The 25,935-nt window shown below is 67.2% G+C and carries 23 protein-coding genes and 2 tRNA genes; 18 read left to right on the plus strand and 7 right to left on the minus strand.

All coding sequences use genetic code 11. The features are described from left to right. The first annotated feature begins 5 nt into the window (after positions 1 to 5). Positions 6 to 251: a hypothetical protein gene (locus ACOEQ1_RS13330; protein WP_419759729.1), complete on the plus strand. Its 246-nt coding sequence runs from the start codon at positions 6 to 8 to the stop codon at positions 249 to 251. Here ACOEQ1_RS13330 and ACOEQ1_RS13335 read toward each other — a convergent pair. Next, entirely contained in the window at positions 229 to 1,713 is a 1,485-nt protein-coding gene (locus tag ACOEQ1_RS13335) for a mechanosensitive ion channel family protein (RefSeq protein ID WP_419759730.1), read from the minus strand. The two genes, ACOEQ1_RS13330 and ACOEQ1_RS13335, sit on opposite strands and share 23 nt — an antisense overlap. A gap of 226 nt (positions 1,714 to 1,939) precedes the next feature. On the opposite strand from ACOEQ1_RS13335, the gene ACOEQ1_RS13340 reads away from it, so the two are divergent. The 12 genes from ACOEQ1_RS13340 to ACOEQ1_RS13395 all read left to right on the plus strand — a co-directional run bounded on the left by ACOEQ1_RS13340 (position 1,940) and on the right by ACOEQ1_RS13395 (position 15,283). Then, entirely contained in the window at positions 1,940 to 2,539 is a 600-nt protein-coding gene (locus tag ACOEQ1_RS13340) for an ABC transporter substrate-binding protein (protein WP_419759731.1), read from the plus strand. 99 nt (positions 2,540 to 2,638) lie between these two features. Continuing rightward, positions 2,639 to 3,199: an ANTAR domain-containing response regulator gene (locus tag ACOEQ1_RS13345; RefSeq protein WP_419759732.1), complete on the plus strand. Its 561-nt coding sequence runs from the start codon at positions 2,639 to 2,641 to the stop codon at positions 3,197 to 3,199. 4 nt (positions 3,200 to 3,203) lie between these two features. After that, positions 3,204 to 4,211 (plus strand): CmpA/NrtA family ABC transporter substrate-binding protein, encoded by a 1,008-nt coding sequence (locus tag ACOEQ1_RS13350; protein WP_419759733.1) that lies wholly within the window; start codon positions 3,204 to 3,206, stop codon positions 4,209 to 4,211. 246 nt (positions 4,212 to 4,457) lie between these two features. Continuing rightward, positions 4,458 to 5,663 (plus strand): nitrate/nitrite transporter, encoded by a 1,206-nt coding sequence (locus ACOEQ1_RS13355; protein WP_419759734.1) that lies wholly within the window; start codon positions 4,458 to 4,460, stop codon positions 5,661 to 5,663. An 8-nt stretch (positions 5,664 to 5,671) separates the two neighbouring features. Then, entirely contained in the window at positions 5,672 to 8,278 is a 2,607-nt protein-coding gene (locus ACOEQ1_RS13360) for a molybdopterin-dependent oxidoreductase (RefSeq protein WP_419759735.1), read from the plus strand. An 18-nt stretch (positions 8,279 to 8,296) separates the two neighbouring features. Beyond that, the gene (locus ACOEQ1_RS13365; RefSeq protein WP_419759736.1) at positions 8,297 to 10,054 is read left to right on the plus strand and encodes a NirA family protein; all 1,758 of its coding nucleotides are present in this window, start codon (positions 8,297 to 8,299) and stop codon (positions 10,052 to 10,054) included. Next, entirely contained in the window at positions 10,051 to 11,616 is a 1,566-nt protein-coding gene (locus ACOEQ1_RS13370) for a sulfite reductase subunit alpha (protein ID WP_419759737.1), read from the plus strand. Before ACOEQ1_RS13365 ends, ACOEQ1_RS13370 begins: the two co-directional genes overlap by 4 nt. A 24-nt stretch (positions 11,617 to 11,640) precedes the next feature. Beyond that, positions 11,641 to 12,813 (plus strand): NADH:flavin oxidoreductase/NADH oxidase, encoded by a 1,173-nt coding sequence (locus ACOEQ1_RS13375; protein WP_419759738.1) that lies wholly within the window; start codon positions 11,641 to 11,643, stop codon positions 12,811 to 12,813. A gap of 113 nt (positions 12,814 to 12,926) precedes the next feature. Beyond that, the gene (locus ACOEQ1_RS13380; RefSeq protein ID WP_419759739.1) at positions 12,927 to 13,685 is read left to right on the plus strand and encodes a GolD/DthD family dehydrogenase; all 759 of its coding nucleotides are present in this window, start codon (positions 12,927 to 12,929) and stop codon (positions 13,683 to 13,685) included. A 15-nt stretch (positions 13,686 to 13,700) separates the two neighbouring features. Further along, complete coding sequence (locus tag ACOEQ1_RS13385; protein ID WP_419759740.1) at positions 13,701 to 13,913, plus strand: hypothetical protein; 213 nt, start codon at positions 13,701 to 13,703, stop codon at positions 13,911 to 13,913. Between the two features lie 367 nt (positions 13,914 to 14,280). Further along, positions 14,281 to 14,466, plus strand: coding sequence for a hypothetical protein (locus ACOEQ1_RS13390; RefSeq protein ID WP_419759741.1), 186 nt, complete (start codon positions 14,281 to 14,283; stop codon positions 14,464 to 14,466). 145 nt (positions 14,467 to 14,611) lie between these two features. Beyond that, the gene (locus ACOEQ1_RS13395; RefSeq protein ID WP_419759742.1) at positions 14,612 to 15,283 is read left to right on the plus strand and encodes a PRC-barrel domain-containing protein; all 672 of its coding nucleotides are present in this window, start codon (positions 14,612 to 14,614) and stop codon (positions 15,281 to 15,283) included. 64 nt (positions 15,284 to 15,347) lie between these two features. On the opposite strand, the gene ACOEQ1_RS13400 is transcribed toward ACOEQ1_RS13395, so the two are convergent. Together ACOEQ1_RS13400 and ACOEQ1_RS13405 are read right to left on the minus strand one after the other, a co-directional pair. Continuing rightward, positions 15,348 to 15,785 carry a YidB family protein gene (locus ACOEQ1_RS13400; protein ID WP_419759743.1) on the minus strand — a complete coding sequence of 146 codons (438 nt, stop codon included), beginning with the start codon at positions 15,783 to 15,785 and terminating at the stop codon, positions 15,348 to 15,350. 162 nt (positions 15,786 to 15,947) lie between these two features. Beyond that, positions 15,948 to 16,033: transfer RNA gene (locus ACOEQ1_RS13405), tRNA-Tyr, on the minus strand. Positions 16,034 to 16,546: 513 nt separating this feature from the next. On the opposite strand from ACOEQ1_RS13405, the gene rlmB reads away from it, so the two are divergent. Further along, positions 16,547 to 17,413, plus strand: a complete 867-nt coding sequence (gene rlmB, locus ACOEQ1_RS13410; RefSeq protein WP_419759744.1) for a 23S rRNA (guanosine(2251)-2'-O)-methyltransferase RlmB — start codon at positions 16,547 to 16,549, stop codon at positions 17,411 to 17,413. Positions 17,414 to 17,426: 13 nt separating this feature from the next. Here rlmB and ACOEQ1_RS13415 read toward each other — a convergent pair whose 3' ends face one another. The 3 genes from ACOEQ1_RS13415 to ACOEQ1_RS13425 all read right to left on the minus strand — a co-directional run bounded on the left by ACOEQ1_RS13415 (position 17,427) and on the right by ACOEQ1_RS13425 (position 20,952). Beyond that, positions 17,427 to 18,194 (minus strand): SDR family NAD(P)-dependent oxidoreductase, encoded by a 768-nt coding sequence (locus tag ACOEQ1_RS13415; protein ID WP_419759745.1) that lies wholly within the window; start codon positions 18,192 to 18,194, stop codon positions 17,427 to 17,429. 11 nt (positions 18,195 to 18,205) lie between these two features. Further along, positions 18,206 to 19,237 carry an NAD(P)-dependent alcohol dehydrogenase gene (locus ACOEQ1_RS13420; protein WP_419759746.1) on the minus strand — a complete coding sequence of 344 codons (1,032 nt, stop codon included), beginning with the start codon at positions 19,235 to 19,237 and terminating at the stop codon, positions 18,206 to 18,208. A gap of 116 nt (positions 19,238 to 19,353) precedes the next feature. Further along, positions 19,354 to 20,952, minus strand: a complete 1,599-nt coding sequence (locus ACOEQ1_RS13425; protein WP_419759747.1) for a Do family serine endopeptidase — start codon at positions 20,950 to 20,952, stop codon at positions 19,354 to 19,356. A gap of 277 nt (positions 20,953 to 21,229) precedes the next feature. Here ACOEQ1_RS13425 and ACOEQ1_RS13430 point away from each other — a divergent pair. The 4 genes from ACOEQ1_RS13430 (at position 21,230) to otnI (ending at position 22,949) form a co-directional block, all read left to right on the plus strand. Then, a tRNA-Trp gene (locus ACOEQ1_RS13430) sits at positions 21,230 to 21,306 on the plus strand. Positions 21,307 to 21,407: 101 nt separating this feature from the next. Further along, positions 21,408 to 21,602, plus strand: coding sequence for a preprotein translocase subunit SecE (gene secE / locus ACOEQ1_RS13435; RefSeq protein ID WP_419759748.1), 195 nt, complete (start codon positions 21,408 to 21,410; stop codon positions 21,600 to 21,602). Between the two features lie 12 nt (positions 21,603 to 21,614). Next, the gene (nusG, locus tag ACOEQ1_RS13440; RefSeq protein WP_419759749.1) at positions 21,615 to 22,145 is read left to right on the plus strand and encodes a transcription termination/antitermination protein NusG; all 531 of its coding nucleotides are present in this window, start codon (positions 21,615 to 21,617) and stop codon (positions 22,143 to 22,145) included. 27 nt (positions 22,146 to 22,172) lie between these two features. Continuing rightward, positions 22,173 to 22,949, plus strand: coding sequence for a 2-oxo-tetronate isomerase (gene otnI / locus ACOEQ1_RS13445; RefSeq protein WP_419759750.1), 777 nt, complete (start codon positions 22,173 to 22,175; stop codon positions 22,947 to 22,949). A gap of 36 nt (positions 22,950 to 22,985) precedes the next feature. Here the strand turns inward: otnI and ACOEQ1_RS13450 are convergent, their stop codons facing one another. Continuing rightward, on the minus strand, positions 22,986 to 25,745 hold the full coding sequence (locus ACOEQ1_RS13450) for an EAL and GGDEF domain-containing protein (protein WP_419759751.1): 2,760 nt from the start codon (positions 25,743 to 25,745) through the stop codon (positions 22,986 to 22,988). Positions 25,746 to 25,935 lie beyond the last annotated feature (190 nt).

Here is a 25,935-nt window from a genome sequence, read left to right on the forward strand (position 1 = left end):
GACATATGATGATGGGCCTCGGCAGCGCGCGGCCCTTCCTCGAGCCCATTCCGGAGCCGCCGCGCCGCTCACCGATGCCGCGCCGGCGTTTTCTGTTCAGCCTGCTCCTCCCGGGTGCCCTGGCCATAGCCGGCGGTCTGGCCGTGTTGGCCCTGGATAGCCGCGCTCACTTCGTGCCGAAGCCGGGCCCGCGCCGCTATCCGCCCGGCTATCGCCCGGCGCCGCGCATCAGTCCGCCGTCAAAACCCTGAGGAAGCTGCGTAGCCTGGAGCGGAGTTCCTCCGGCGGAACCGGATGCTGCCGCTGGTCGGCGGCGGCCGCGTCCCGGGCCAGCGCCGTGCGGCCCTGCTCGGCCAGCGCCTCCAGCCCGGCTGCAAGACTGGGCGTGGTTACGATAGCGGCGGCAACCGACGCCTTGTCCATCCTGAAGACCTTCACCGGCGTCAGCGCCCTCGCGGTCGCCGCATAGGCCGTGCCCGTGATGAGACCGACCGCACCGAGGCTTTCGCCGGGGCTCATGCGATGGATGACGTGTGGACCAGAGGGCCCGGTCTTGGTGATCTCGACGACGCCGCTCGCCATCAGAAATAAGTAATTCGGCACGTCGCCTTCATGGAACAGAGCGACCCCCGGCTCCATGCGGACCTCTTCGAAGCGCGCGGCCAGCGACTGGCGCTCGTCGGCGTTCAGCATGCCGAACAGGTCGGACTGCTCCAGCATGTCCACCGGCATCGGAATTCGCACCAGGGCCGGGCTGGCGACGCCGGCTACCGCCAGCGCTATGCCCGCATGGCGCAAATGGCGGTGGATCTGCCCGAGCACCTCTGTCCGGGCCTTGTCCAGCAGCGCGCTTGAGGCGACCGAATAGGCGATCTCATAGGCGGCACCGTCGCCTTGCAGGCCGTTGAAGGAGACGGATGGCGCAGGCGCCGCAAGCGGCACCATCGACGCGCGCACGGCCGCATCCAGGGCAGCGACGCATCGCTCCGGCGCGACCGCGGCATCCAGCTTTATCGCGATCGTGTCGCCTCGCGTCGGGTCGGGCCGGCTGCGGTTGACCAGCCGCGCCTTCGCCATAACGCTGTTCGGCACGATTGCGATGGTGCTCTGGAAGGTGGCGATGTGCGTCGAGCGCCATGTCACCTCCACGACGTGACCCTGGATGTCTCCCTCGACCCAGATGAGGTCGCCAGCCTTGTACGGCCTCTCGATGCCGACGGCGACGCCGGAGAAGACATCCGCCAGGGTGTTCTGGAGCGCGAGACCGAGGACGATCGCGATGACGCCGGAGGTCGCGAGCAGGCCGGCGATCGGCACCGAGAAGACGAAGTTCACGATGGCGAGCAGCGTCGCAAGGTAGATGCCGCCGGCCATGAGGTCTGACACGATCTGCGTCTCGCGCGGACGATGCTCGAGGACGACGAACAGCCTGACCAGGGTGACGCCCACGCGCGCCACCAGAAGCCACCACCCGGCTTCGATCAGATGCTCCCAGACATCGCGCCCGGCGGAGATCGCGCTGTAATGGGGTGATAGCGGCGACCCGAGCAGCCTCTGCACCAGGATCGTCAGCAGCGCGAAGACGACGACGCGGGTGGCGAGTTGAACGGAGAGCGGCCAGCGCGGGCGCAACCTCACCACGATCGCAGCAGACACCAGCAGCAGCGTCGCGAGCAGGAGAGGCGGCAGCGTCACGTTAGCCTGAGCGATCATCGCGCAACCTCAACGGCGCAAACCGGGGTGGACCCCCGCAGGCCCACGCGCCTGGCCGGAAATGAACACGGGGCGGGTCCGGAGCGCGCCGGCAAGACTGGCACAGTTGGAAAAAACGGCATCTTCCGCCATCTACAGGTCCCCACGCGACCCCTACACGCGTTATACCGCGTCAACAATGGCAGGGAGAAACACGGTGCCAGCGTCCAGAAGACAGCTAATCGCGATGAGCCTCCCCCTCCTTCTGACCGCCCGCCAGGCGGCGGCGCAAAACGCGGCAGATCCGGCGACCGTCCCGGTCACGCAGTTCTACAGCAGCCTACTCCAGGCAATGAAGACCGGCCACAGCCTGCCATTCCGGCAGCGTTACCAGATGCTGGCGCCGGCCGTGGACGCTGCCTTCGACCTCTCGGGCATCCTGCGCATCTCGGTCGGCGCATTCTGGAGCACCCTGCCGCCGGCGCAGCAGCAAACCCTGTTCCAGGTCTTCCGCAGCTACACGATCGCCAACTATGTGGCGAGCTTCCGGTCGGCCAAGGATCGCGTCATTGCCGTGGATCCGACAACCCGCCCTGTCGGCAGCGAGCGCGTGGTCACCACCACCATCACCAAACATGGACGGGACCCGCTGCGGATCGATTACGTGATGCGGGACGAGGATGCCGGCTGGAAGGCCGTGGACGTGCTGCTGGATGGCACCATCAGCCGCGTGGCCGTGCAGCGGTCGGATTTCGCGTCCCTTGTCACCGCCGGCAACGCGATGCCGCTCATCAACAGCCTGAGATCGAAGGTATCGACGCTGTCGAACGGTTCCATGACCGCATGATGCGCTGCACAAGATCCTTGTCTATGGGCTGAGGTCATGCCCACATAAGCGGCACTCGGCGGAGAGGCCGCCTGTGGTGACCAAGGATTTTGCACCTTCGTGAAGGTTCTGCTCGCGGATAATGACGCCGAACGGGCAGGACTGGTTGCGGCGGCGTTGAGTGGCGCGGCACAGGTCGCTCGTATCGGCCCGAGGGAAAGCCTTCTGGAGGGTGTCCGCCGCGCCGGCGCCGATCTCGTGCTTGTCGACATGGGCCGGCCAGACCGTGACGGGCTCGAGGCTTTGCGGGCGCTGCGGGCGCACGCCCCGCTGCCGGTCGTGCTGTTCGTGGATGACGATGACCCCGCATTCATGCACGACGCGATCGCCGCTGGTGTCTCCTCCTACAACGTCGTCGGCGCGTCCCTGCCCGACGTGAAGGTGGTCATCCGGGTGGCCGTCGCCCTGTTCGACCGCTATCGCCAGATGGAAGCGGACTTGCGGCGCGCCGAGGAGCAGCTGGAGGAACGGGCCCTCGTCGCGCGTGCGAAAACGGTGCTGATGCGCCGCCACGGCCTGTCGGAGCCCGACGCCTATCGCCGGTTGCGCAGGCGCGCCATGGAGAGCCAGAAGCGCATCGTCGAGGTGGCGGCGCAGATCATGGCGACGGCGGAGAATTGAGAGCATGAGCCGGGACCTGCGGCTGGGGCTGCTGCGGCTGGTGGATAGCGCGCCGGTCGTGATGGCGGCGGCCGAGGGCCTGTTCGCGGCAGAGGGACTGAGCGTTGCGCTCTCCGTGGAACCTTCCTGGGCCAACATCGCCGACAAGCTCAGCTACGGCGCGCTGGATGCCGCCGTCATCCTGCCGCCGCTCGCGATCGCCATCGCTGCTGGCCTTCGTGGCGCGCGGCGTCGGCTGATCCTGCCTATGGGCCTCAGCACGGGCGGCAATGCGTTGACGGTTTCGCCAGACCTCGCCGTGCGCGTCGGGATCACTGGGAGCGCGCTCGGCCGGGCGCGGCGCCTGAAGGCGGTTCTTTCCGAGATCCCGCCGCCGCGGCTGGCCGTCGTGCATGGCTACTCCACCCACAACCTGCTGCTGCGCTATTGGCTGGCGGCGGGCGGGATCGACCCCGACCGCGATGTCGAGATCATCACCCTGCCGCCGGAGGCAACGGCCGATGCGCTGGCGGCCGGCACGATCGACGGCTTCTGTGCAGGCGCACCCTGGGGGGCGGTGGCGCAGGCGAGCGGCGCGGGCATGCGCCTCATCGGCACTACCGAGATCTGGCCCGCGCATCCCGAGAAGGCATTGGCCGTCGATGCGGCCGTGGCCGAGGACGATCCCGCCGCCCTCCGCGCGCTGGTGCGTGCGCTGCTGCGCGCCGGACGTCCGTGCGATGATCCGGGGAGTGACGCGCGGCTCGTGGCCGCACTGGCCAGGGCGGATGGTCTTGCCTTGCCCGAGGACGCGACGCTTCAGGCGCTGGCGGGGCCGGATCGTCCAGGCTTCTCGGGGGCTGCGAGTGTTCCCTACCCATCGCACGGGGCGTGGTTCGGCGAGCAGATGCGACGCTGGGGCTGGATTGACGGTGCGCTGCCCGACCTCTACCGGCCCACGCTCCATGATGAGGCCGCGTCGGATCTCGGCCTCTCCGTCCTGACCCAGCCGCAGATGACGCTGCCTTCCTGACCACGCCTGTTTTGCGGGCACCCGCCTAATCGGCAGGCAACACAGCCGGCGCGATCGTGGATGGGGCGCCATCGATGCGCTGGCACGCAGTTTGCACTGTCTGATGTACGCGGTGCCGGGAGGCATCCGTCGGTTTCGCTGCAGAGTGGCAGCGTCGTCCGGTGCGGATAAGGGGCAACCCGGTTCCGATTGAGTGCGCGGGCCAATGACGGTCCGAGGGCGGTTGCCGCCTGGAGCCTCGAAACTATGCAGACGCGTTTTCGCGATGTCGGTCATCTGCCGACGCTATTCAGCGCCTTCCTCTACTTCGACATGTCGTTCATGGTCTGGGTGCTGCTCGGACCGCTGGGCGTCCAGATCGGACACACGCTGCATCTGAAGCCGGCTCAACTCGGCTTCATGGTCGCCGTGCCCGTACTCTCCGGTGCCCTCCTGCGGGTGCTGAACGGCTTCCTGGTCGATCAGTTCAGGCCCCGCCGCGTCGGCATCGCCATGCAGATCGTCGTCATCCTGGCCCTCGCCGCTGCCTGGTTCTTCGGCATCCACAGCTACCATCAGGTCCTTGCTCTGGCCTTGTTCCTCGGCGTCGCGGGCGCTGCCTTCGCCATCGCGCTGCCGCTCGCCTCCCGCTGGTATCCGTCCGAGCATCAGGGCACGGCGCTGGGCATCGCAGGGGCCGGCAACTCCGGCACTGTGTTGGCCGCGCTGTTCGCTCCAAGCCTCGCGGTCGCCTTCGGCTGGACCAACGTCTTCGGCATCGCCGCCGCCATGCTGACGGTGACGCTCGTCATCTTCACCGTGCTGGCCAAGGACAGCCCCACCTGCCCGCCGCCGCGCCCCTTCTCGCACTACATCCGGATGCTGGGCATCGGCGACACCTGGTGCCTGATGGGGTTCTACGCCGTCACCTTCGGCGGCTTCGTCGGCCTCGCCTCCTACCTCAGCATCTACTTTCACACCCAGTATCATCTCTCGCCGGTCCATGCGGGCTACGCCACGGCAGCGGTCGTGTTCCTCGGCTCCCTGGTGCGGCCGCTCGGGGGCGCCGTCGCTGACCGCATCGGCGGCGTGCGGACGCTCTCCATCGTCTACCTCGTGGCGGCGACCGCCCTGGTGGTGGTGAGCATCGGCCTGCCCTCGGTCTTCCTGGCCCTGCCGGTCTTCGCCATCGGGATGCTGTCGCTCGGCCTCGGCAACGGCGCCGTTTTCCAACTGGTGCCGCAGCGCTTCGGCGCGGAGATCGGCATCATGACCGGCCTCGTCGGCATGGCCGGCGGCATCGGCGGCTTCTATCTCGCCACCAGCCTCGGCCTCTGCAAGCAGTACACCGGCTCCTACCAAACCGGCTTCCTCATCTTCGCCGGCATCGCCCTGATAGCCTTCGCGGGCATCTCCCAGTTCAGCATCCGCTGGCGGCCAAACCAGGCCGAGGCCGGAATGGCGCAGCTTTGAAGCGGGGCGTGCAGACAACCTGCCCGTACTGCGGCGTCGGCTGCGGCATCGTGACGGGCGCCGGCGCCGTCAAGCCCGATCCGGTGCACCCGGCGAACCTCGGGCGCATCTGCTCGAAGGGCGCGGCGCTGGCGGAGACGCTGGCCGACCGCGACCGTCTGCTGACAGCGCGCGTGCACGGGGCGGCAATGGGTGTCGATGCCGCGCTTGACGTTGTGGCCGCGCGCTTTGCCGCCACCATCGCCGAGCACGGGCCGGAGAGCGTCGCCTTCTACGGCTCCGGCCAGTTCCTCACCGAGGACTACTACGTCGCCAACAAGCTCATGAAAGGCTTCCTTGGCGTCGCCAACATGGACACGAACTCGCGCCTCTGCATGGCCTCGACCGTCGCCGGGCATAAGCGCGGCTTCGGCGCGGACATCGTGCCGGGCGTCTATGCCGATCTCGACGAGACGGACCTCGCGGTGATGGTCGGCAGCAACGCCGCCTGGTGTCATCCGGTGCTGCATCAACGGCTACTCGCGGCGCGCGCTGTGCGGGGCACGCGGCTGGTGGCGATCGACCCGCGCCGCACGGCGACGGCGGATCAGGCGGATCTGTTCCTGCCCCTCGCGCCCGGCAGCGACATCGCGCTGTTTGCCGGCCTGCTCGTGCATCTCGACGAGCGGGGCGCAATCGACCTGGACTGGGTCGGGCGCCACACCGGCGGGCTGGATGAGGCGCTGGCGATGGCGCGCGACGGTGCCGGCAGCATCGCGGCCGTCGCCGCGGCCACCGAACTGCCCGCGCCCGACATCGCCCGGTTCTACGGCTGGTTCGTCGAGACCGAGCGCACCGTGACCCTGTTCTCCCAGGGCGTGAACCAGTCGAAGCACGGCACCGACAAGGTGGGGGCGATCCTCAACGTCCATCTCGCCACCGGGCGGATCGGACGGCCGGGCATGGGGCCGTTCTCGCTTACCGGCCAGCCCAACGCGATGGGCGGGCGGGAGGTCGGCGGCCTCACCAACCTGCTCGCCGCGCACATGGAATTTACACCCGCCGACCGGGACCGCGTCGCCCGCTTCTGGGGTGTGCCGCGCGTGGCCGAGAAGCCCGGCCTCAAGGCGGTGGAGCTGTTCGAGGCCGTGGCCGATGGCCGCATCCGCGCGATCTGGATCGCTGCCACCAACCCGGCTGTCTCCATGCCGCGCGCGGGCGCTGTGCGGGAGGCGCTTGCACAGTGCCCCTTCGTCGTCGTCTCCGACTGCTGGGAGACGGATACGACGCGTCTTGCCCATGTCGTGCTGCCCGCCGAGGGCTGGGGCGAGAAGGATGGCACCGTCACCAATTCCGAGCGCTGCATCTCTCGCCAGCGCCGCTTCCGCGAGCCGCCCGGCGAGGCGCGCGCCGACTGGCGGCTGTTCGCCGGGCTCGCCCAGCGGCTGGGGTTCGGAGAAGCCTTCGCCTGGAGGAGTTCGGCCGAGGTGTTCGCCGAACACGCCGCTCTCTCGGCCTTCGAGAACGACGGATCACGCCTCTTCGACATCGGTGGCCTCGCGGGCTTGGATGCCGACGCCTATGACGCGATGGAGCCGACGCGCTGGCCCTACCCGCTCGGCGCGACCTCCGGGGCTGGGCGGCTGTTTGGCGATGGCCGCTTCCCGACGCCGGACGCGCGCGCGCGCATCGTCGCCGTTCCGGTCCCCTTGGCAGAGGTCAATCCGGGTTTCACCCTCAACACCGGCCGGCTGCGCGACCAGTGGCACACCATGACGCGCACCGGCCTCGTGCCGAAGCTCATGGCTCACACGCCGGCCGCCGCCGTCTCGATCAACCCGGGCGACGCGCGGGCGATGCGGCTGCATGCCGGCGATCCGGTCGAGATCGAGACGGCGCATGGCCGCATGGTGCTCCCCATCGCGATCGACCCCGGCCAGCGCACGCGGGACGTGTTCGTGCCGATGCACTGGACCGAGGCTTTCGCGGCTTCGGGTGCGGTCGGCACCCTCGTGACGCCCGAGAACGACCCCTACTCGGGCCAGCCGGACCTGAAGGCGACGCGGGCTGCCATCACGCCGCTGCTCGCCCATTGGCATGGCGTGATGCTGACCGGGGCCGATGTGCCGCCTTCGCCTGAGGCGCATTGGTCGCGCGTGCCTGTGGCTCACGGTTGGCTGACCCGGCTGACGGGGCTCGACCCTTTGCCGCCGGACCCGGGCGCGATGTTGCCGCTGCCGCTGGGCTCCGAGACGATCAGCATGGCCGATGACACTCTTGGCGTGCTGCGCCTCGCGGCTCTGCTCGATGGCCGCCTCGTCGGCTACCTCGCCGTCGCACCCGAGCGTGCGGACCTGCCGCCCACGGACTGGCTGGCCGGGTTGCTGGGATCGGTTGTGCCGCTGACCTCGCGGCTGTCCCTCCTGGGCGACCGGCCGCCGTCGGGTGCGGCTGCCGGCGGCGACGTGCTCTGCGCCTGCTTCGGCGTCACCCGCGCCTCGCTGCGACGATCCATCGCGACCGAGCGGCTGGGCACGACCGAAGCGGTTGGTCTGACAACCCGGGCCGGCACCAACTGCCGGTCCTGCATTCCCGAAATCGCGGAGCTTCTGCGCGATGTGCACGAACCCGCCTGAGCCTGTGGACCTGACAACATGACCGGTTTCGCCCCCGACCAGCAGAACTACCTGAAAGGCTTCATGGCCGGCGTCACCGCGCGCAGCAGCGGCTACGGGCCCCTGGGTGCGAAGTCACCGTCCGCCGAGCCCGCCACCAGCGATCTGGAACTGCTTGCCCAGGACAAGGCACTCGCCGGCGGCGGCAAGCTCACGGCCGAGGAACAGGCGAAACGCAAGAACCGCCCGCTCGACCGCTGGGACACCATCGTAAGCCAGGCGGAGGCCGGAGTTTTCCCCAAGGGGACGGATGTCTTCCTGACGAAATACGAAGGTCTGTTCTACGTCGCCCCCAACCAGAACGCGTATATGTGCCGTCTGCGCATTCCCGGCGGCATCCTCTCCGCGCATCAGTTCGCCGGCATTGCGGATCTCGCCGACGACTGCGCCGGCGGCTATGCCGATGTCACCACGCGCGCAAATCTGCAACTTCGCGAAATCCCGGCGGGCAAACCCATCGAGGTGCTGATGCGCCTCACGGAACTGGGCATCACCGCCCGTGGGTCGGGTGCCGACAACATACGCAACATCACCGGCAGTCCGACCGCCGGCATCGACCGCCAGGAGCTGCTCGACACGCGCCCGCATGCGCGGTCGTTGCATCATTTCATCCTGCATCACCGCGAGCTTTACGGCCTGCCGCGCAAGTTCAACATCGCCTTCGACGGCGGCGGCGCAATTCCGGTTCTTGAAGACACCAACGACATCGCCTTCACGGCGGTCGAGGTTGGCGAGGGCTTCGGCGTAGCGCCGGGCGTCTACTACCGGCTGGCGCTCGGCGGCATCACCGGCCACCGCGACTTCGCCCGCCCCACCGGCGTCATCGTCAAGCCGGAGGACGCGAACGCCGTCTGCTATGCGATCCTCCGCGTCTTCATCGACAATGGCGACCGCACAAATCGCGCCAAGGCCCGGCTGAAATACGTGCTCGACGCATGGGGCTTCGACCGCTTTCTCGCCGAGACCGAGAAGGTGCTCGGCCGCACGCTCACCCGCGTTCCCGATGAGGCGTTGGCCCCACCGCGCCCGCAGCAGCGGCATGGCCATATCGGCGTGCATCCGCAGAAGCAGGACGGCCTGCACTACATCGGCATCGTCTGCCCTGTCGGGCGGCTGACCAGCGCGCGCGTGCGCGACCTCGCGGAGATCGCGCAACGCTTCGGTTCCGGCACGATCCGCCTCACCGTCTGGCAGAACCTTCTCATCAGCGATGTGCCCGAGGCGCGCGTCGCGGAAGCGGTGGCCGCCATCGAGGCGCTCGGTCTCGGCGTCAGCGCATCGGCGTTGCGGAGTGGTCTGGTCGCCTGCACCGGCAACGCCGGATGCCGGTTTGCGGCCTCCAACACCAAGCGGCATGGTGCGGACCTCGTGGACTGGCTGGAGGATCGGATCGCCGTCGATCGACCGATCAACATTCACCTCACCGGCTGCCACAACTCCTGTGCGCAGCACTACATCGCCGACATCGGCCTGCTCGGCGCGAAGGTGGACCGGGGCGAGGACACCGTCGAAGGCTACGACCTGCATGTCGGCGGGGGCGCGGGACCGGATCAGGCGATCGGGCGGCTCATCGTGCCCGCCATCGCGGCGGTTGAGTTGCCGCCGCGCGTTCTGGCGCTGCTGCGCGCCTGGATGACGGAGCGCGCAGACGGCGAAGGCTTCCAGGCGTGGTCCGCGCGGCACAGCGACGAGGCGTTGGCCCAGATCAGCACAGCCAGGATTGAGGACGCAGCATGAACGGGATGTCGCCGCATATTCCGATGATCCCGGAGGATGCCCCTTTCAACGCCGAGCAGCGCGCCTGGCTGAACGGCTTCTTCGCCGGGATCTTCGGCCCTTCCGGTATGGCCGGCTCGGGCGCGATGTCCTTCGCGGCGCCGCAGGCCGAGCCGGAACCCGAGGAGGACTTTCCTTGGCACGATCCCGCGCTCGAAATGCCGGAGCGGCTGGCGCTGGCCGAGGGCAAGCCGCTGAAGCGCCGGATGATGGCGGCGATGGCGCAACTCGATTGCGGGCAGTGCGGCTACCTCTGCCAGACCTACGCCGAGGCCATCGCCGAGGGCCGCGAAGATTCGCTTTCGCTCTGCGTGCCGGGCGGTAAGCCAACGGCGAAGATGCTGAGGACCATCCGCAGCGAAGCCACCGCCGAGGCGCCCGCGCCGGCAGCGCCGGTGGTTGCTGTCCCGCCGCCGAAGTGGGCGAAGCTCGTGCATGTGCGCGGCTCGGAGCGCCTCAGCGGCGCCGCCTCCGCCAAGGATGTGCGGCACGTGGTGATCGACCTCGCCGAAAGCGGTCTGACCTACGAACCGGGCGACTCGCTGTCGTTGCTCCCGGCAAACGATGCCGAGTTGGTGGCTGCCTGCGTCGCGGCGCTGGATGCCGAGGCCACGACGCCTGTCGCCGGCCCGGATGGCGTGACGCGCCCGCTCGCGGAGGCTTTGACCCGTCATGTCGATATCGCGCGGCCGCATGACCGCACGCTCGATCTTCTGGCGATGGCGGCGAAGAACCCGCGCCATGCTGAGGCGCTGCGTCGGCTGGCCGATGGCGGCGAGGGCGAACCCACCGACCCCGACCTGCTCGATCTGCTCGAGGCTTTTCCCTCCGCGCGGCCGTCGCTCGGCGAGTTGATGAGGTCGCTGCCGCCGCTGAAGCCACGCCTCTACTCGATCGCCTCCTCGCAGGCGCTGCACCCGAGCGAGGTGCATCTTTGCGTCTCCGTCGTCTCCGGCGAGGTGCGTGGACGGCGCCGTCGTGGCGTCGCGAGCGGCTTTCTCGGTTTCGATGCGCTGAGTTTTGGCCCCGTAGAGGCCAGCATTCAGACCAGTCACTTCCGTCTGCCGGAGGACCCAAAAACACCGGTCATCATGTGCGGTCCCGGCACCGGCATTGCGCCCTTCCGCGCGTTTCTGCAGGAGCGCGAGGCGCGCGGCGTGAAAGGACCCGCCTGGCTTTTCTTCGGCGAGCAGACGGCGGAGCATGATTTCCTGTTCCGCGACGAGATGCAGGCCTGGCTCGCCGACGGCACGCTGACGCGGCTCGACACCGCCTTCTCGCGTGACCAGGCAACGAAAATCTACGTGCAGGATCGCATGCGGGAGAATGCGGCGGAGCTTTGGCGCTGGTTCCAGGACGGCGCTCATTTCTTCGTCTGCGGCGACGCCACACGCATGGCGCGCGATGTGGACGCAACGCTACGGAAGATGGCGGTGACCGAAGGCGGCCTGACCGAGACCCAGGCAAAGGACTGGATCGTCTCCCTGGCGCGCCAGGGCCGGTACAAACGCGACATCTACTAAAACCATCTCACAAGGAAAATTTCGATGCCCGATCTGTTCAGCCCCTACAAGCTCAAGGACGTGACGCTGCGCAACCGCACCGTGATGTCGCCCATGACGATGTACAACTCCGTCGACGGCAAGCTCGACGACTACCATGTGAGCTACCTCGGCGCGCGCGCCGCCGGTGGTTTCGCGCTCATCTTCGGCGAGCAGATGGCGATCACGCCGGATGGCCGCACAACGACATCCTGCGCCGGCATCTGGAACGACGACCAGATCGAAGGCCACGCGCGCGTCTGCAGGATAGTCGAGCGCATGGGCGCGGTGCCCGCCATACAACTTGGCCATACCGGGCGCAAAGGCAGCGAGGTCCCGCCCCACAAAGCCACCAATGACGAGGGCACCTGGAAGCAGCTGCCGCCCGAACATCCCGATGGCTGGACCTGCGTCGCGCCCTCGGCCATCCCCTACGGCGGCGGCGGTCACATCTACCCGGTGGAACAGCTCACGCGGGAAAAGATCAAGGACATCCACAAGTCCTATGCCGATGCAGCCCGGCGCGCGCTGGATGCCGGCTACAAGTGGCTGGAAATGCACTATGCGCACGGCTATCTCGGCGCGAGTTTCTTCTCGCCGCTCGCCAACCAGCGCACCGACGAATACGGCGGCAGCGTCGAGAACCGTGCGCGCTTCCACCTCGAAGCGCTCGATGCGGTGCGCGCGGTCTGGCCCGAGAAGTACCCGTTGACGATGCGTCTCGGCTCCGACGACCTCAACCCGAAGGGGACGCAGTTCGAGGATTCCATCATCGCCATCAGGATGATGAAGGAACACGGGCTCGACTTCGCGGACCTGTCGCTCGGCTTCAACACCGACGAGATGATCAATCCGCCATTGAACGAGGTGGGCTTCATGATCGAGCGCACCAACCGTGTTCGCCGCGAAGTCGGCATCCCCGTCGGCACCAGCTGGAACCTCGGCGTGCCGCAGAACGCCGACCGCGTCATCCGAGAGGAGTTGATCGATCTGGTCTTCCTCGGCCGGCCGGCGCTCGCCAACCCGCACTGGCCGATCTGGGCCGCGCGCGAACTCGGCCATGAGGACCCGTTCCACCTGGCGCCGCCCGATTGGGCCTGGTGGCTGCGCAACTTCCGCGGCCATGGCCCGAGCATCGGCCTGCCGGCAGCACCGGTCGCGGAGCGCCGCGTCGCCTGAACAGAGGGCGGCTTGCCCTGAGCAGGCCGCCTCCCGGTTTCGGCCATCTCGTCAAACCGCGAGACCCCCGGTAGAAACGCCGCGTATATCGCGGCTTAGGGGAGTTAACATCCATGACGACGGCATTGGCGAAGGCCTATGACCTGACCGGGCAGGTCGCCCTCATCACCGGCGGCGCGCAAGGCATCGGCCTCGCCATCGGCACGCTGCTCGCCGAACAGGGCGCGCGCATCGTCATCGTCGACCAGAACCCTAAAGTGGACGAGATCGCCGCAGCGCTCGGGAACGGCAGTTTCGGCATGGGCCTCGATGTCCGCGACGACACGGCCGTCAACGCCGGTGCCGAGGCCATCCTCGGCAAGACCGGCCGGATCGATATTCTCGTCAACAACGTCGGCATCGCGCCCGTCATGCCCGCGGCTGAATTCACGGTCTCGGCCTGGGACGCAACGTTCGCCATCAATATCCGCGCGGCCTTCCTGTTCAGTCAGGCGGTCGGGCGACACATGATCAGCCGCCGCTATGGCCGCATCGTCAGCCTTGCATCGCAGGCGGCGCTCGTGGCGCTCGAGGGGCACATCGCCTATACGGCGAGCAAGGCCGGCATCATCGGCATGTCGAAGGTTCTGGCAATGGAATGGGGCCCGCACGGCATCACCAGCAATACGATCTCGCCGACGGTGGTCAACACGGCGATGGGGCGCGAGGTCTGGTCTGGCGCTCGCGGCGATGCCTTCCGCGCCAAGATCCCCACCGGGCGTTTCGGTGAGGTGGAGGAGATCGCCCACGCAGTGCTCTACCTGGTGAGTGGTGCGGCTGGCCTCATCAACGGCGAGAACCTTGTCATCGACGGCGGCTACACGATTGTCTAGCTACTCATGAACCCGATGACCCCCTTGGCTTATCATTACGGCTACGGCGGCGGCTGGTCCGACTGGATCTCGCACATGCTGGTGTCGTCGGTCATCCATGCACTCATCTACAGCGTGATCTTTCGGTTGATGCGCGACCTCACGCTGCCACAGGCGATCGTCCTCGGCGTCGTCGTGATTGCGGTTCTGTTCGTCTGGGGGCGCTCGCGCGACCGTCGCGGCTGGTGAGGCCGCATCAGGCGACCCCGTTGGCCAAGGGAACCTAGCCGGGAAGAGGCGTACGCAGTTCGTACGCTTGGGTAGCCTCGGCTCATCTTGAGGCGCTCCGGGACCGGCACCGGACCCTCCCTGCCCGGCAAGTCCATCCTTGTGATGAATTTTGGACGGTTCGTTACACCTCAAATGGGGCTTGCCGCCGACCCACCCGCGAGCTGAATGTGGGTCATCAATTTTGGTCCTGCATCGTTTGCTCTGGCAGCTAAACACATTTGCAGCCAGCTTGAACATTTGCAGTCAAGGCTCGGCTCCATCCTATCGGTATTGAGTTGGTCGTTTAACGGCTTCACTAGACACTTCGCGCAGCGGAGCGCACCCGATGAACAGCAACAGTCTTAGCTACCTGGACAGTGGAAGCGCTGTCAGAACCCTGGAAGAACTGCCGCGGGTGACGCAAAGCGAGGCTCCGGCCGAGCAAGGGTCGTCGTTCTTTCGCGGAGCGATCATCGGCGTCGCCGTGGCAGTCCCTGCCTGGGCCTGGATAATCTTTTCGATCATCCGCTGAGCCAACCAGACTGCGATTAATTGCGGAGGCAACGTTGACGGCTGCCGGCAGCGCCGCACGCCAGCGTTAGCAATACTTGCGGCCAGACCACCGCGACCAAAGATGCTTGCTGGTGCACGGCACCCAAGCAAGTAGGAACACACACATGGTTGAAGTCCGCACATGTCTCGCCCTGAGCGTTGGCTTAGCGCTCGGGGCTGCAGCATTCCACACCGTGCCGGCATTGGCGCAGAGCAACACTTCCAGCACGCTCAAGCTCGGAGACAAGGCGCCCACCGGCACGCTCACGCAAACGCACGGGGACTGGCGCGCCAGTGGCCTCGTCGGCGCGACAGTCTACAATGACCAGGGCAACAGCATCGGCACCATAAGCGATCTGCTGCTTTCCTCGGACGGCACCACACAGAACGCTGTCCTTTCCGTCGGCGGCTTCCTCGGCGTCGGCAGCAAGCTCGTCGAGGTCCCTTTCAAGAACATCAAGTTCGCGCCGAGCCTCTCCAACCCCGATAGCGGCTCCAAACAGGCTACGCAGACACCGGCATCCCCCTCCACGACGGCTCAGGCGGGGGCCGTCAACGGGGCTGGTGCCGCCGGCACTACCGGATCTGGAACGCCCGGCACTGAAACCGGCACGCCGCCTGCGTCAGCGTCAGCAAGCGGCCTAGGCGGCACCTCCGGCACCGGCCCTGGCCCTGGCAGCACGGCCCCGGGCGGCGCTGCCGGCACACCTTCAAGCCCCGCTTCTCACGAGTACAGCCTTGTATTGCCGGGCGCGACGAAGGCTTCTCTGACCTCCGACCCGGAGTTCCACTACTAGAGCCCACGTTATCTTCTCGACCCAACCATCGGCCAACCGGACCCGATGGTTGGGGAGCCACCGCTTATACGGAGACGGTGCCTTCGGGAAGCTGCCCATTGGGCGTCATGCCGTGAACGGCGTTGGGCAGATGTTGCGCCAGTTGGCCCAGGAAGTCGTTCGGCTCCATTCCCGCCTGAGACGCCATGGATTGCACCTTGTCCTGACCAAGCACGTTTTGCAGTTGGTCAGGCGACACCGGCTGATTGGGCCCGTTGCCCACCCACGACTGAGCGATGTGTCCGAGGCCCGCCTGTTCGAATGCGGACAGAATTCCGCCGAGGCCGCCTCCGGCCAGACCCGTTCCCATGCCAGCGCCTTGGCCTTGGCCTTGCCCTGACATCCCTTGCTGACCGGCACCTCCCGCCTGGCCACCGAGCAGGCTTGTCAGCACTCCGCCCATCGGCGACGAGCCGCCGGAATTTTGCATGAGATCACCGACGACAGTCTCTAGAAGACCCATTAGACGCTCCTCCTGATGATTTGCCGGTTCATGGAGATGTCTACCGCCATCGAAACGCGACCGTGCGGTAGATGGCGGTGCCGAGCGGCTAAACGAGCGCTATGCCTGATAAGGCAGGAAAAGTCGCGGGTTCGTGTTGATGTGCACCGGCAGCCGAGGAATTGGTGGAGGGGGTTGGATTTGAACCAACGTAGGCGTGCGCCAACGGATTTACAGTCCGTCCCCTTTAGCCACTCGGGCACCCCTCCGACGCGGGAAGCGGACTTCCCTCATTTGCCTCCCGTTGTCAACGAAGGCTATGGCTGGCGCGCCCAAAGAATTCTCCGCCCAACCCTTCTCCCCCGACAGGATGCGTTATGAAACCGCCCCGACCCGACCGTTCGCGCGGTGCGCCCGCTGGGGCGAAGCCCCCGTATAAGCCCAGCCGTCCGCACGGCCCCTCTACAGCCACGGGTAACGGCGGCCGGTCCGCGCCCGAGGAACGTGGTGGCGCGCGGGAGACAGGCAAAGGTCAGTCTCGCACCAGCTATGCCGCCGGCGCCGAGAAGCCCCGCTTTGGCGGCGGCAAGCCCCACTCCCAGTCTGCCCAAGCACGACCGGCCCATGCCAATCCTGGGCGGTCAGCCGGTGGTCCAGCCCGCTTCCGGCCTGACCGCAACGAGGCGCGGCCAGATGGGGCGCGGCCGGCCCAGTCTCGGCCGGCCCAGTCCCGGTCGGATGGGGCTCGTTCAGATGGGGCTCGTTCGGATGAGGCGCGTCCGGTGCGGACGCTGCAGATCGAGCGCAGTTCCCAGCGTCCACCCGCCCAGGCGCAAGACCGTGCCCGTGAAAGTCTGACGCGGGATCGCGAGCCTGCCGTAAGGGAGTCCGGCGAGCGCGCCCACCGGGGCTCGGGCGGCTCTCAGGCCGCCGCGGCCCCACGCGGCACGGTCTGGCTCTACGGGTTGCACGCCGTGCAGGCGGCGCTCTCGAACCCGGCACGGCGCCTGCGCCGCCTTGTCGTCACCGAGGAAGGGTCCGCCGCCCTCTCAGCGCGCCTGCCACAGCCCTGGGCGCTCACGCCCGAGACGGTGGACCGCGCCCGCATCGACCTGCTTCTTGGCCGCGACGCCGTGCATCAGGGCGCGGCGCTGCTCGCCGACCTCCTGCCTCAGACTGTGCTGGCGACAGCGCTGGAGCGGCCCGGCCCGATCCTGATCCTCGATCAGGTCACGGACCCCCGCAACATCGGCGCCATCCTGCGCTCGGCCGCCGCCTTTGGGGTGGCCGCCGTCATCGTGCAGGAACGCCATGCGCCGGAGGAGACCGGCTCCCTCGCCAAGGCCGCCTCGGGCGCGCTGGAGACGGTGCCGCTGCTACGCGCGGTCAATCTGGCCCGCACCATCGTCATGCTGAAGGCCGCCAACCTGTGGATCGTCGGTTTGGACGCCGAGGCAACGGGCAACCTCGACGGCATGGCCTTCAAGGAGCGCCGGGTCGCCCTCGTGCTCGGCGGCGAGGGCAGCGGCCTCCGCCGCCTCACCCGCGAGTCCTGCGACGAGCTGGCGAAGCTCCCCATGGCCGGTCTCATGGAGAGCCTCAACGTATCGGCGGCGGCGGCGGTGGCCCTGTACGAACTCACCCGCTGAACACGGAGCAGCCCTAAAGCGCTGTGTAGCCGCCGTCGACGAAGATTTCCTGGCCGTTGATCATGTCGGAGGCTGTGGCGCAGAGGAACAGGATCACGTCACACACCTCCACCGGCTGGGCCACGCGCCCGGCCGGGATCTTGGCGACCATCGGCCCCAGCTTGGCCGGATCGCCCCAGACCTGCGTGCCCATCGGGGTCATCGTGACCGTCGGGCAGACGGCGTTGCACTGGATGTTGAAACCGGCCCATTCGGCCGTCATCACCTTGGTCAGCCCGTTGAGCCCATTCTTCGACGCCGCATAGGCTCCGTGCTCGATCAGCGCCACGGAGCTTGTCTGCGAACTCACGTTGACGATCTTCCCCGCCCTCTGGCCCATCATCGCAGGCGCCAGGGTTCGCGCCAGCAGCCAGGGCGCGCGCAGGTTGACGGCCTGGATGAGGTCCCACTCCGCGATCGTCTGATCGACCAGCAACTTGGGCACGCTGACGCCCGCGTTGTTGACGAGGATGTCGATCGTCCCCCAGGCGGCCAGAGCCTCCCGGCCCGCACGCTCCGGCGCGTCTGGCTGGCTCAGGTCGGCGGGAAGCGTGAGGCACCGGCGGCCATGGGCCTCGACCGCGGCGCGCGCCTCGGCAAGACCGCCCTCGTCCCGCGCGACGGCCACGATATCCGCCCCCGCATCGCTCAACACGCGGCAAAGCTCGGTCCCGATGCCCTTGGAGGCGCCGGTCACCAGCGCCTTCTTGCCATGCAACGAAAACCGCTCGGCGACGCTCATGCTGTGCGCCCTCAGAAGACGATCTGGGTTTTGACGACCTCTGGCGAGCCCTGGGCCGCGAACTCGAACGCCTCGACCGACTGTTCGAACGGGAAGGTGCGGGAGATCAGCGGCTTCACGTCGATCTTACCCGAGGCCAGCAGCGCGATGGTGCGCGGATAGGCGTTGGCATAGCGGAACACGGTCTCGATGCGCGCCTCCTTGATCTGCGCGCTGACCACGTCGAACTCCACTGCGGCGGGCGGCATGCCCACCAGCACGACGACGCCACCGGGGCAGACGAGATCGAAAATACCGGAAAAGGCGCGCGGGCTGCCGCTCGCCTCGAACACGATGTCGGCGCCCCAGCCGCCGGTCAGAGCCTTCACGCGATCGACCGCCTTCTCCTCGCTGACGTTCACCGGGATGATGCCCTCGTAGCCGCCGGCGATCTTGAGCTTCTCCTGCTGCACGTCGGTCATGATGACCTTGGAGACGCCGGCGGCGAGGGCGGCCAGCGCCACCATCATGCCGATCGTCCCCGCGCCCAGCACCACGGCGATCTGGCCGGGCAGCACGCGCGCCTTGGTCACCGCCTGCATGCCGACGGCGAGCGGCTCGACAAACGCGCCTTCCTGGAAGCTCACGCCATCGGGCAGCTTGAAGGTGAGGTTGGCGGGGTGGACGATCTCCGGTACCAGACAGCCGTGCACGGGCGGCGTCGCCCAGAAGCGCACGGCGGGGTCGAGGTTGTAGAGGCCGAGCTGCGAGGCGCGGGAGGTCCAGTCCGGGATACCCGGCTCCATGCAGACGCGGTCGCCGACCTTGAGGTTGGTGACGCCCTCGCCGACCGCCGCGATCTCCCCGGCGCCCTCATGGCCGAGGATCATGGGCTCCTTCACCCAGAAGGGTCCGATATGGCCGTGGAGGTAGAAATGCAGGTCGCTGCCGCAGATGCCGACGGCCTTCATGGCGATCTTCACCTCGCCGGGGCCGGCTTCCGTCGGCACCTCGATGTCGCGCAGCTGGGCGCGGCGGACTTCCTCGAGAACCATGGCTTTCATAACGTTTCTCCCTCTGCTTCGGCCCATAATGAACCGGGGCGCGGCCCGATGCAAAAAGGAACCCCCGCCGGGACAGGGTCCGGGCGGGGGTTCGGTAGTCTTGCCGAGGCGACGCTTCAGCCAGACGTCTTATCCGGCGTGATGGCCACGAAGATCGGCTGGCCCTGGCGCAGGATGCGCAGCGCCACGGCGCCGCTGTTGTCGTGCAGTGCCTTGTGGATGGCCGAGGCCGCCTGGTTCGGCGAGCCGATGCTGGTGCTGTTCACGCCCAGCACGACATCGCCCTGCTCGATCCCCGCCTGATCGGCGGGCGAGTTCGGCCGGACATCGGCGACGACGGCGCCATCGGTGCCGTCGGGCACGCCGAGCTGGCTGCGGAGGTCGGGCGTCAGCGGCGCCAGGGCGAGGCCCACGCCACCCTGGTTGGCGTTCGGCTGGTTCTGCTGGCTGTTGCTTGCCACCTGCGCCTTGAGCTGGGCGATCTGAACCGGCACCGCCTGTTCATTGCCGTTGCGTACGATGTCGAGCGTCGCCTGGTCGCCCGGGGAGATGCCGGCGATCGTCACCGCGAGGTCGCGCGGCGTGTGGATCACGTCGTTGTTGACCTTCTCGATCACGTCGCCCGCCTTGAGGCCGGCCTTCTCGGCGGGGCTGTTCGGCTCCACCTGGGCGATGAGCGCGCCGTTCAGAGCGCCCTGGCCATTGCCGGGCAGGTGCAGCGCCTGCGCCATCGGCGCGTCGACGGTCTGCGCCTCGACGCCGAGGAAGCCGCGCGTCACATGACCGTTCTTCAGGATCTGCCCGACGATCGACTTGATCGTGTTGGACGGGATCGCGAAGCCGATGCCGATGCTGCCGCCCGAGGGCGACAGGATGGCGGTGTTCATGCCGATGACCTGCCCGGCCTGATCGAACAGTGGGCCGCCGGAGTTGCCCTTGTTGATGGGCGCGTCGATCTGCAGGAAGCTGTCGTAGGGCCCGTCGCCGATGTCGCGGCCCTCGGCCGAGACGATGCCCGCCGTCACCGTGCCGCCGAGGCCGAAGGGGTTGCCCATGGCGACGACCCACTGGCCGGTCTGCACCTTCCCGGAGTTGCCGAGGTCGAGATAGGGCAGCGGCTGCTTGGCGTGGACGCGCAGCACGGCGATGTCGGTGCTCGGGTCGCGGCCGATCACGGTCGCCGGCAGGCGGCTGCCGTCGGCCAGGGTCACGGTGATGGTCTTCGCCCCCTCCACAACGTGGTTGTTGGTGACGATGGTGCCGTTGCTGTTGATGATGAAGCCGGAACCCGCGGCCTCGACCTGCTCGGGATGCTGCGGGGCCATCTGCATGCCGGGCGCGCCGGGCATCATGTTGAAGGGGAACGGCAGCGGGAACGGCATGCCGTTCTGCGCCTGCGGACCCTGGCCGCCGCCGCCCTGAGGACCGGGCCCATTGTCGCCCTGCTGCTGCCCACCATTGTCGCTGCCGTCGTCAACCGCGGCGCCGGGCGCCAGGTCGGACAGGATCGTGACCACCGCCGGCTTCACCCGGGCCGCGAGTTCGGTGAAATCCGGGAGGACCTGCGATGAGACCCCGGCGGGCAGCTGGCTCACATCGTTGGCGGCGGGAGCAGCGTCCGCGAAGCTGGGATTGGCCACGGCAAATCCGCCGAGGGCGGTGCCGGCAAGCAAGGCCACGGCCAGCGTCGAGGTGAGGCGGAAGCGGCGGTTCATGGCGAAGGGCTCCTATGTTAGAGGTTCCGGAATTTGACGCTGCCATCAGCGCCTGACGATCATCCGATGGGCTTTACATAGATTGCACGGTTGCTTGCGCTGCATTCGAGTTCATGAAGAGAGCGTCATCTGGACGTTTCGTCATTGCAGCGCCTATGCCCGCATAACATTCCGGCTCTTTGTGCGCCTGCGTCCCCGGTCTTTGTGGAACGGAACGGCGCCGGGGACTTGACAGGCGGCGCCGCAAAATGTGTCTAGCGTCTCTCGCTGACGCTGCAGGGGTGTAGCTCAATTGGCTAGAGCGCCGGTCTCCAAAACCGGAGGCTGTGGGTTCGACCCCCTCCGCCCCTGCCAATCGGCTTTTTGCTCCGGCCGGGACGGCATTCGTCCGGCCGGCGATGTTGTTTCAGGGTTAGGTGTGCGTTGAAGACGATTTCCCGGCAGGCGTTTCAATCGTGAATTTCGATCCGGCAGGATTCCTGCGCGACGTGCGGAGCGAGGTCTCGAAGGTCACCTGGCCTTCCCGCAGGGAGACACTGGTGACGACAGCGATGGTGATCGGCATGGCCGTGATCGCGTCCTTCTTCTTCTTTGCGGCCGACCAGCTCATCGGCCTCGGTGTGCGCACCCTGTTCAGCAGCGGCACCTGAGGAGGGCTGGTCATGGCGAAGAGATGGTATGTCGTTCACGTCTACTCCGGCTTCGAGAAGAAGATCGGCCAGCAGATCAAGGAACAGGCGGCCCAGAAGGGGCTTGCCGATCACTTCGATGAGATCCTGGTGCCGGCCGAGGAGGTGGTGGAAGTCCGCCGCGGCCAGAAGGTCAACTCCGAGCGGAAGTTCTTCCCGGGCTACGTGCTGGTGAAGATGGAGCTGACCGACGAGGCCTGGCATCTCGTCAAAGATACGCCGAAGGTCACCGGCTTCCTGGGCAGCCGCAACAAGCCGAGCCCGATCACGGATGCCGAGGCCGACCGCATCATGAAGCAGACCCAGGAAGGGGTGGAGCGTCCGCGTCCCTCCGTCCTGTACGAGGTCGGCGAGCAGGTGCGCGTGGCGGATGGCCCCTTCACCAGCTTCAACGGCACGGTGGAGGAAGTCGACGAGGAGAAGGGCCGCGTGAAGGTCAGCGTCTCCATCTTCGGCCGTTCCACGCCGGTCGACCTGGAATACAGCCAGGTCGAGAAGGTCTAACGCACTCACCTTACGAGGCCGTCGCCGATGCCGCGTTTCGCCGCCAACCTCACGATGATGTTCACCGAGTGGCCCTTCCTGGACCGCTTCGCCGCCGCGTCCGACGCCGGCTTCGAGGCGGTCGAGTATCTGTTCCCGTACGATCACGCGGCCGATGCCGTCGGCGCCGCGCTGCGGGGCGCGGGTCTCTCCCAGGCTCTGTTCAACCTCCCTCCGGGAGATTGGGCAGCAGGCGAGCGCGGCATGGCCGCCTTGCCCGATCGGGCCGCCGCCGTCGCGCAGGCGGTCGAGGCCGCCCTCCCCTATGCCGCCGCCACCGGCTGCCCGACGCTCCACCTCATGGCCGGTAATGCCGACCGTCGGGATGCCGCGGCGCAGACCGCTTACCGCTCGGCGGTTGCGGCGACTGCCGAGCGGTTGGAGCGCGAGGGCATCACCCTGGTGCTGGAGCCCATCAACGGGCGCGACATGCCGGGCTACTTCCTCAACGACTTCAAATTCTCGGCCGAGCTGATCCGCTCGCTCGGCCTGCCCAACCTGCAGCTGCAGTTCGACATCTACCATCGCCAGATCCTGCACGGCGACGTGGTGATGGGTCTGCGGGAGATGATGCCGCTCATTGGCCACGTGCAGATCGCCGGAGTGCCGGACCGGCATGAGCCCGACAGCGGCGAACTCGACGCCGAGTTCATCTTCGCCGAGCTGGACCGGCTCGGCTACGGTGGGTACGTCGGATGCGAGTATCGGCCGGCGGGGAAGACGGTCGACGGGCTCGGCTGGTTCAAACGCTTCGCCCGCTCCTGACCCGGCTCTGGACGGTCCCGCCGTCCAGGCCATCGACTACACTGGCCGGTGATTGCTCGCGGCCTTTTGGAGGAGCGGCATGAACGCCGCCGCCGGAACGGGGCGGCTGAAATAATAGCCTTGTGCCTCGTCGCAACCGAGGTTCGACAGAAAGTCCAGTTCCTCCCGCGTCTCGACGCCTTCGGCCACAACCATGAGATTGAGGCTGTGCGCCATGCTGATGACGGCGGTCACGATGGCCGTCTCGGTCGGGTCGGTGCTGATCTGGCGGACGAACGACTGGTCGATCTTGATCGTGTCGATCGGGAACTTGGTCAGGTAGCTCAGGCTCGAGTAGCCGGTTCCGAAATCGTCGAGCGCCAGCCGCAAGCCCGTGTCCTTCAGTCCCTTCAGCATCGCATCCGTCGAGGCCGCCCGTTTCATCAGCACGCCCTCCGTCATTTCGAGTTCGAGATTTTTGGGGTCGTAGCCGGTCTCGTCGAGCACATTGAGCACGCCCTGAAGAAAGTCGCGCTTCTCGAACTCGATGGGGGAGACGTTGACGGCGAGCGTGATCGCCGGCAGCCCCGCCTCGGTCCATCGCCGCCCCTGCTCGCACGCCTCGCGCAGCGCCCAGGCACCGAGCTTGGAGATAAGGCCGCAGGTCTCGGCGACAGGTATGAACACGCCCGGCGGTATTGCTCCGCGCGTCGGATGCGTCCAGCGGATCAACGCCTCGGCGCCGGTCAAGGCGCCCGTCCTGATGTCGATCTTCGGCTGGTAGTGCAGGGCGAACTCCCTGTTCTCGATGGCGTGGTGAAGACCTTCCTCCAGATATTCCCGCTCCACCGCGCCGGCCCTCATGGCGGCCTCGAAGAACTGGTAGCCGTGCCGGCCACTCGCCTTCACCTTGTACATCGCGGTGTCGGCGGCCTTGATCAGCGCCGGCGCATCGAGGCCATCATCCGGAAACACGCTGATGCCGATGCTCGCCGTGATCTGCAGTTCGTGCCCGTCCAGCGAATGAGGTTCGCCGAGCACCTGGAGGAATCGCCGCGCGGCGATCGCGGCGTCGGGCGGTTCGCTCATATCGGACACCAGGATGACGAACTCGTCGCCGCCCTGCCGGCTCACGGTATCGGACAGCCGCACGCAACTCACCAGCCGGTTGCCGACGGACTGCAAGAGCTTGTCGCCGATCGCGTGCCCCAGCGTGTCGTTGATGTGTTTGAAACCGTCCAGATCCAGAAACAGCACCGCGATCGGTTTCTGATGCCGCTTGGCGAGGGCGACCGCCTGCTCGATCCGGTCTGACAGCAGCAGCCGGTTCGGCAGCCCGGTCAGCGCGTCGTGATAGGCCGCGTGCTTGGTCTGGTGCGCGACTGCCCGGGCGACGGTGACATCCCGGAACACGATCACCTTGCCGGCCTCGTCGCTCGCCCGGCCAAAGATCGGCGTCACGCAGCCTTCCACCGCGATCTTGCAACCGTCGCTGCGCGTCAGCGTGTAATCCGGCGGCAGGATGGGCGTGTCCCCGCTGCCCGCGGCCGCAGGGGATTGCGGGCCGTTCCTGCAGGCATCGATCATGCGCAGGATCTCGACGGTCGGCGGTCCCGCCGCGGCGCCGAGCAGTTTCTCCGCGACGATGTTCGAGAAGGTGACGTTGCCCTGCAAGTCGGTGCAGATGACGGCGTCGCCGATGGACTTGAGCGTCACTTCCAACAGTTCGTTCTGCGCCATCAGCGCCTCGGAGAGCAGCTTGCGCTCGGCAATATCCCGCTGCGCGAAAAGCCAGTGCGTGTAGCGGCCGTTCTCGTTGCAGATCGGCGATATGCTGAGTTCCACCCAGAAGGGCGTGGCGTCCTTGCGGTAGTGCAGGATGTCCACAAGCACCGGTTTCCAGGAGGAGAGAGCGCTCCGGATCCGGTCCGTCACCTCCGGTCCGGTACGCGGGCCTTGAAGAATAAGCGGCGTCTTGCCGACGACTTCCTCGGCGCCATAGCCGGTCATGGCGGTGAAGGCCGGGTTTGTGTAGACGATCCTCGGACCGGCCGGATCCAGATGCCCTGCATCCGTGATCATGACGCCCGCGCTCGACTGGATGACAACGCCCTCGAACAGCCGCAACCTTGCGTCGGGCGGCGCGTCCAGAAGCGCCGGATGCGCGCCGGGACCCCAGTGCGCCGCATGCGCGCCGGGACCCGAGTGCGCCGGATCAGCGCCGGCCGTCTCCGCTGCCGGCCCCGCCGGCGACCGCGCGACACCGGAATATCCGGAGGGCTTGCGTTTCTGTGCCGTGATGTCGGTTGCAAGTTTGATGATCTTGTAGGCGCGGCCGTCCTTGCCGAACACCGGGATGTATGTCGCCTGCAGCCAGACCTCGCCGCCGGTCTTGCCGATGCGCCTGTACTCGCCGCCCTGGTAGTCGCCCTCGCCCAGGCTCTCCCAGAACTGCTGGTAGCCGGGGCTGTTCCGGTACGAGGGGTCCACCAGAATCCTGTGATGCTTGCCCTGCAGCTCCTCCAGCTCATAACCGAGCGCCGCCAGAAAGCTCTCGTTCGCGCTGAGGATGGTGCCGTCGAGGCCGAACTCGATGACTGCATGCGTGGTGTCGATGGCCGCTATCTGCCCGGCGAGAGCGGCCTCCACGCGCTGGCGCTCGGTCACCTCTGCCAGCAAACTCTCGGTTGCCGAACCGATAGATCCGTCCGGAGCATGCGTGGCCGTCGCCTCCGATCGAGAGATTGCAGTCGCCAGCACGTCATCGCCAGCGGTTTCCGGTGCAAGCTTCGTTTCGGAAGGCAGCAATGTGAGCATACGAGGGTCCTAACTGCCGCTGTCGGCTAGTTCCCAAACTAGTATGTTTCACTTAATTTTCGGTTTCGACGTAAGGCAGACATTCATCTCTTCTTGTGACTGCCGAACTGCCATGCGCCATCCTGGGTGGTGACAGCGGCTGTCGCCCGTGCTTCTCCTTTTGGGCAAGCAGCCTTGGAAGCGACAGGCG

Source organism: Acidisoma sp. (assembly GCF_965199065.1).
Classification (GTDB): domain Bacteria; phylum Pseudomonadota; class Alphaproteobacteria; order Acetobacterales; family Acetobacteraceae; genus Acidisoma.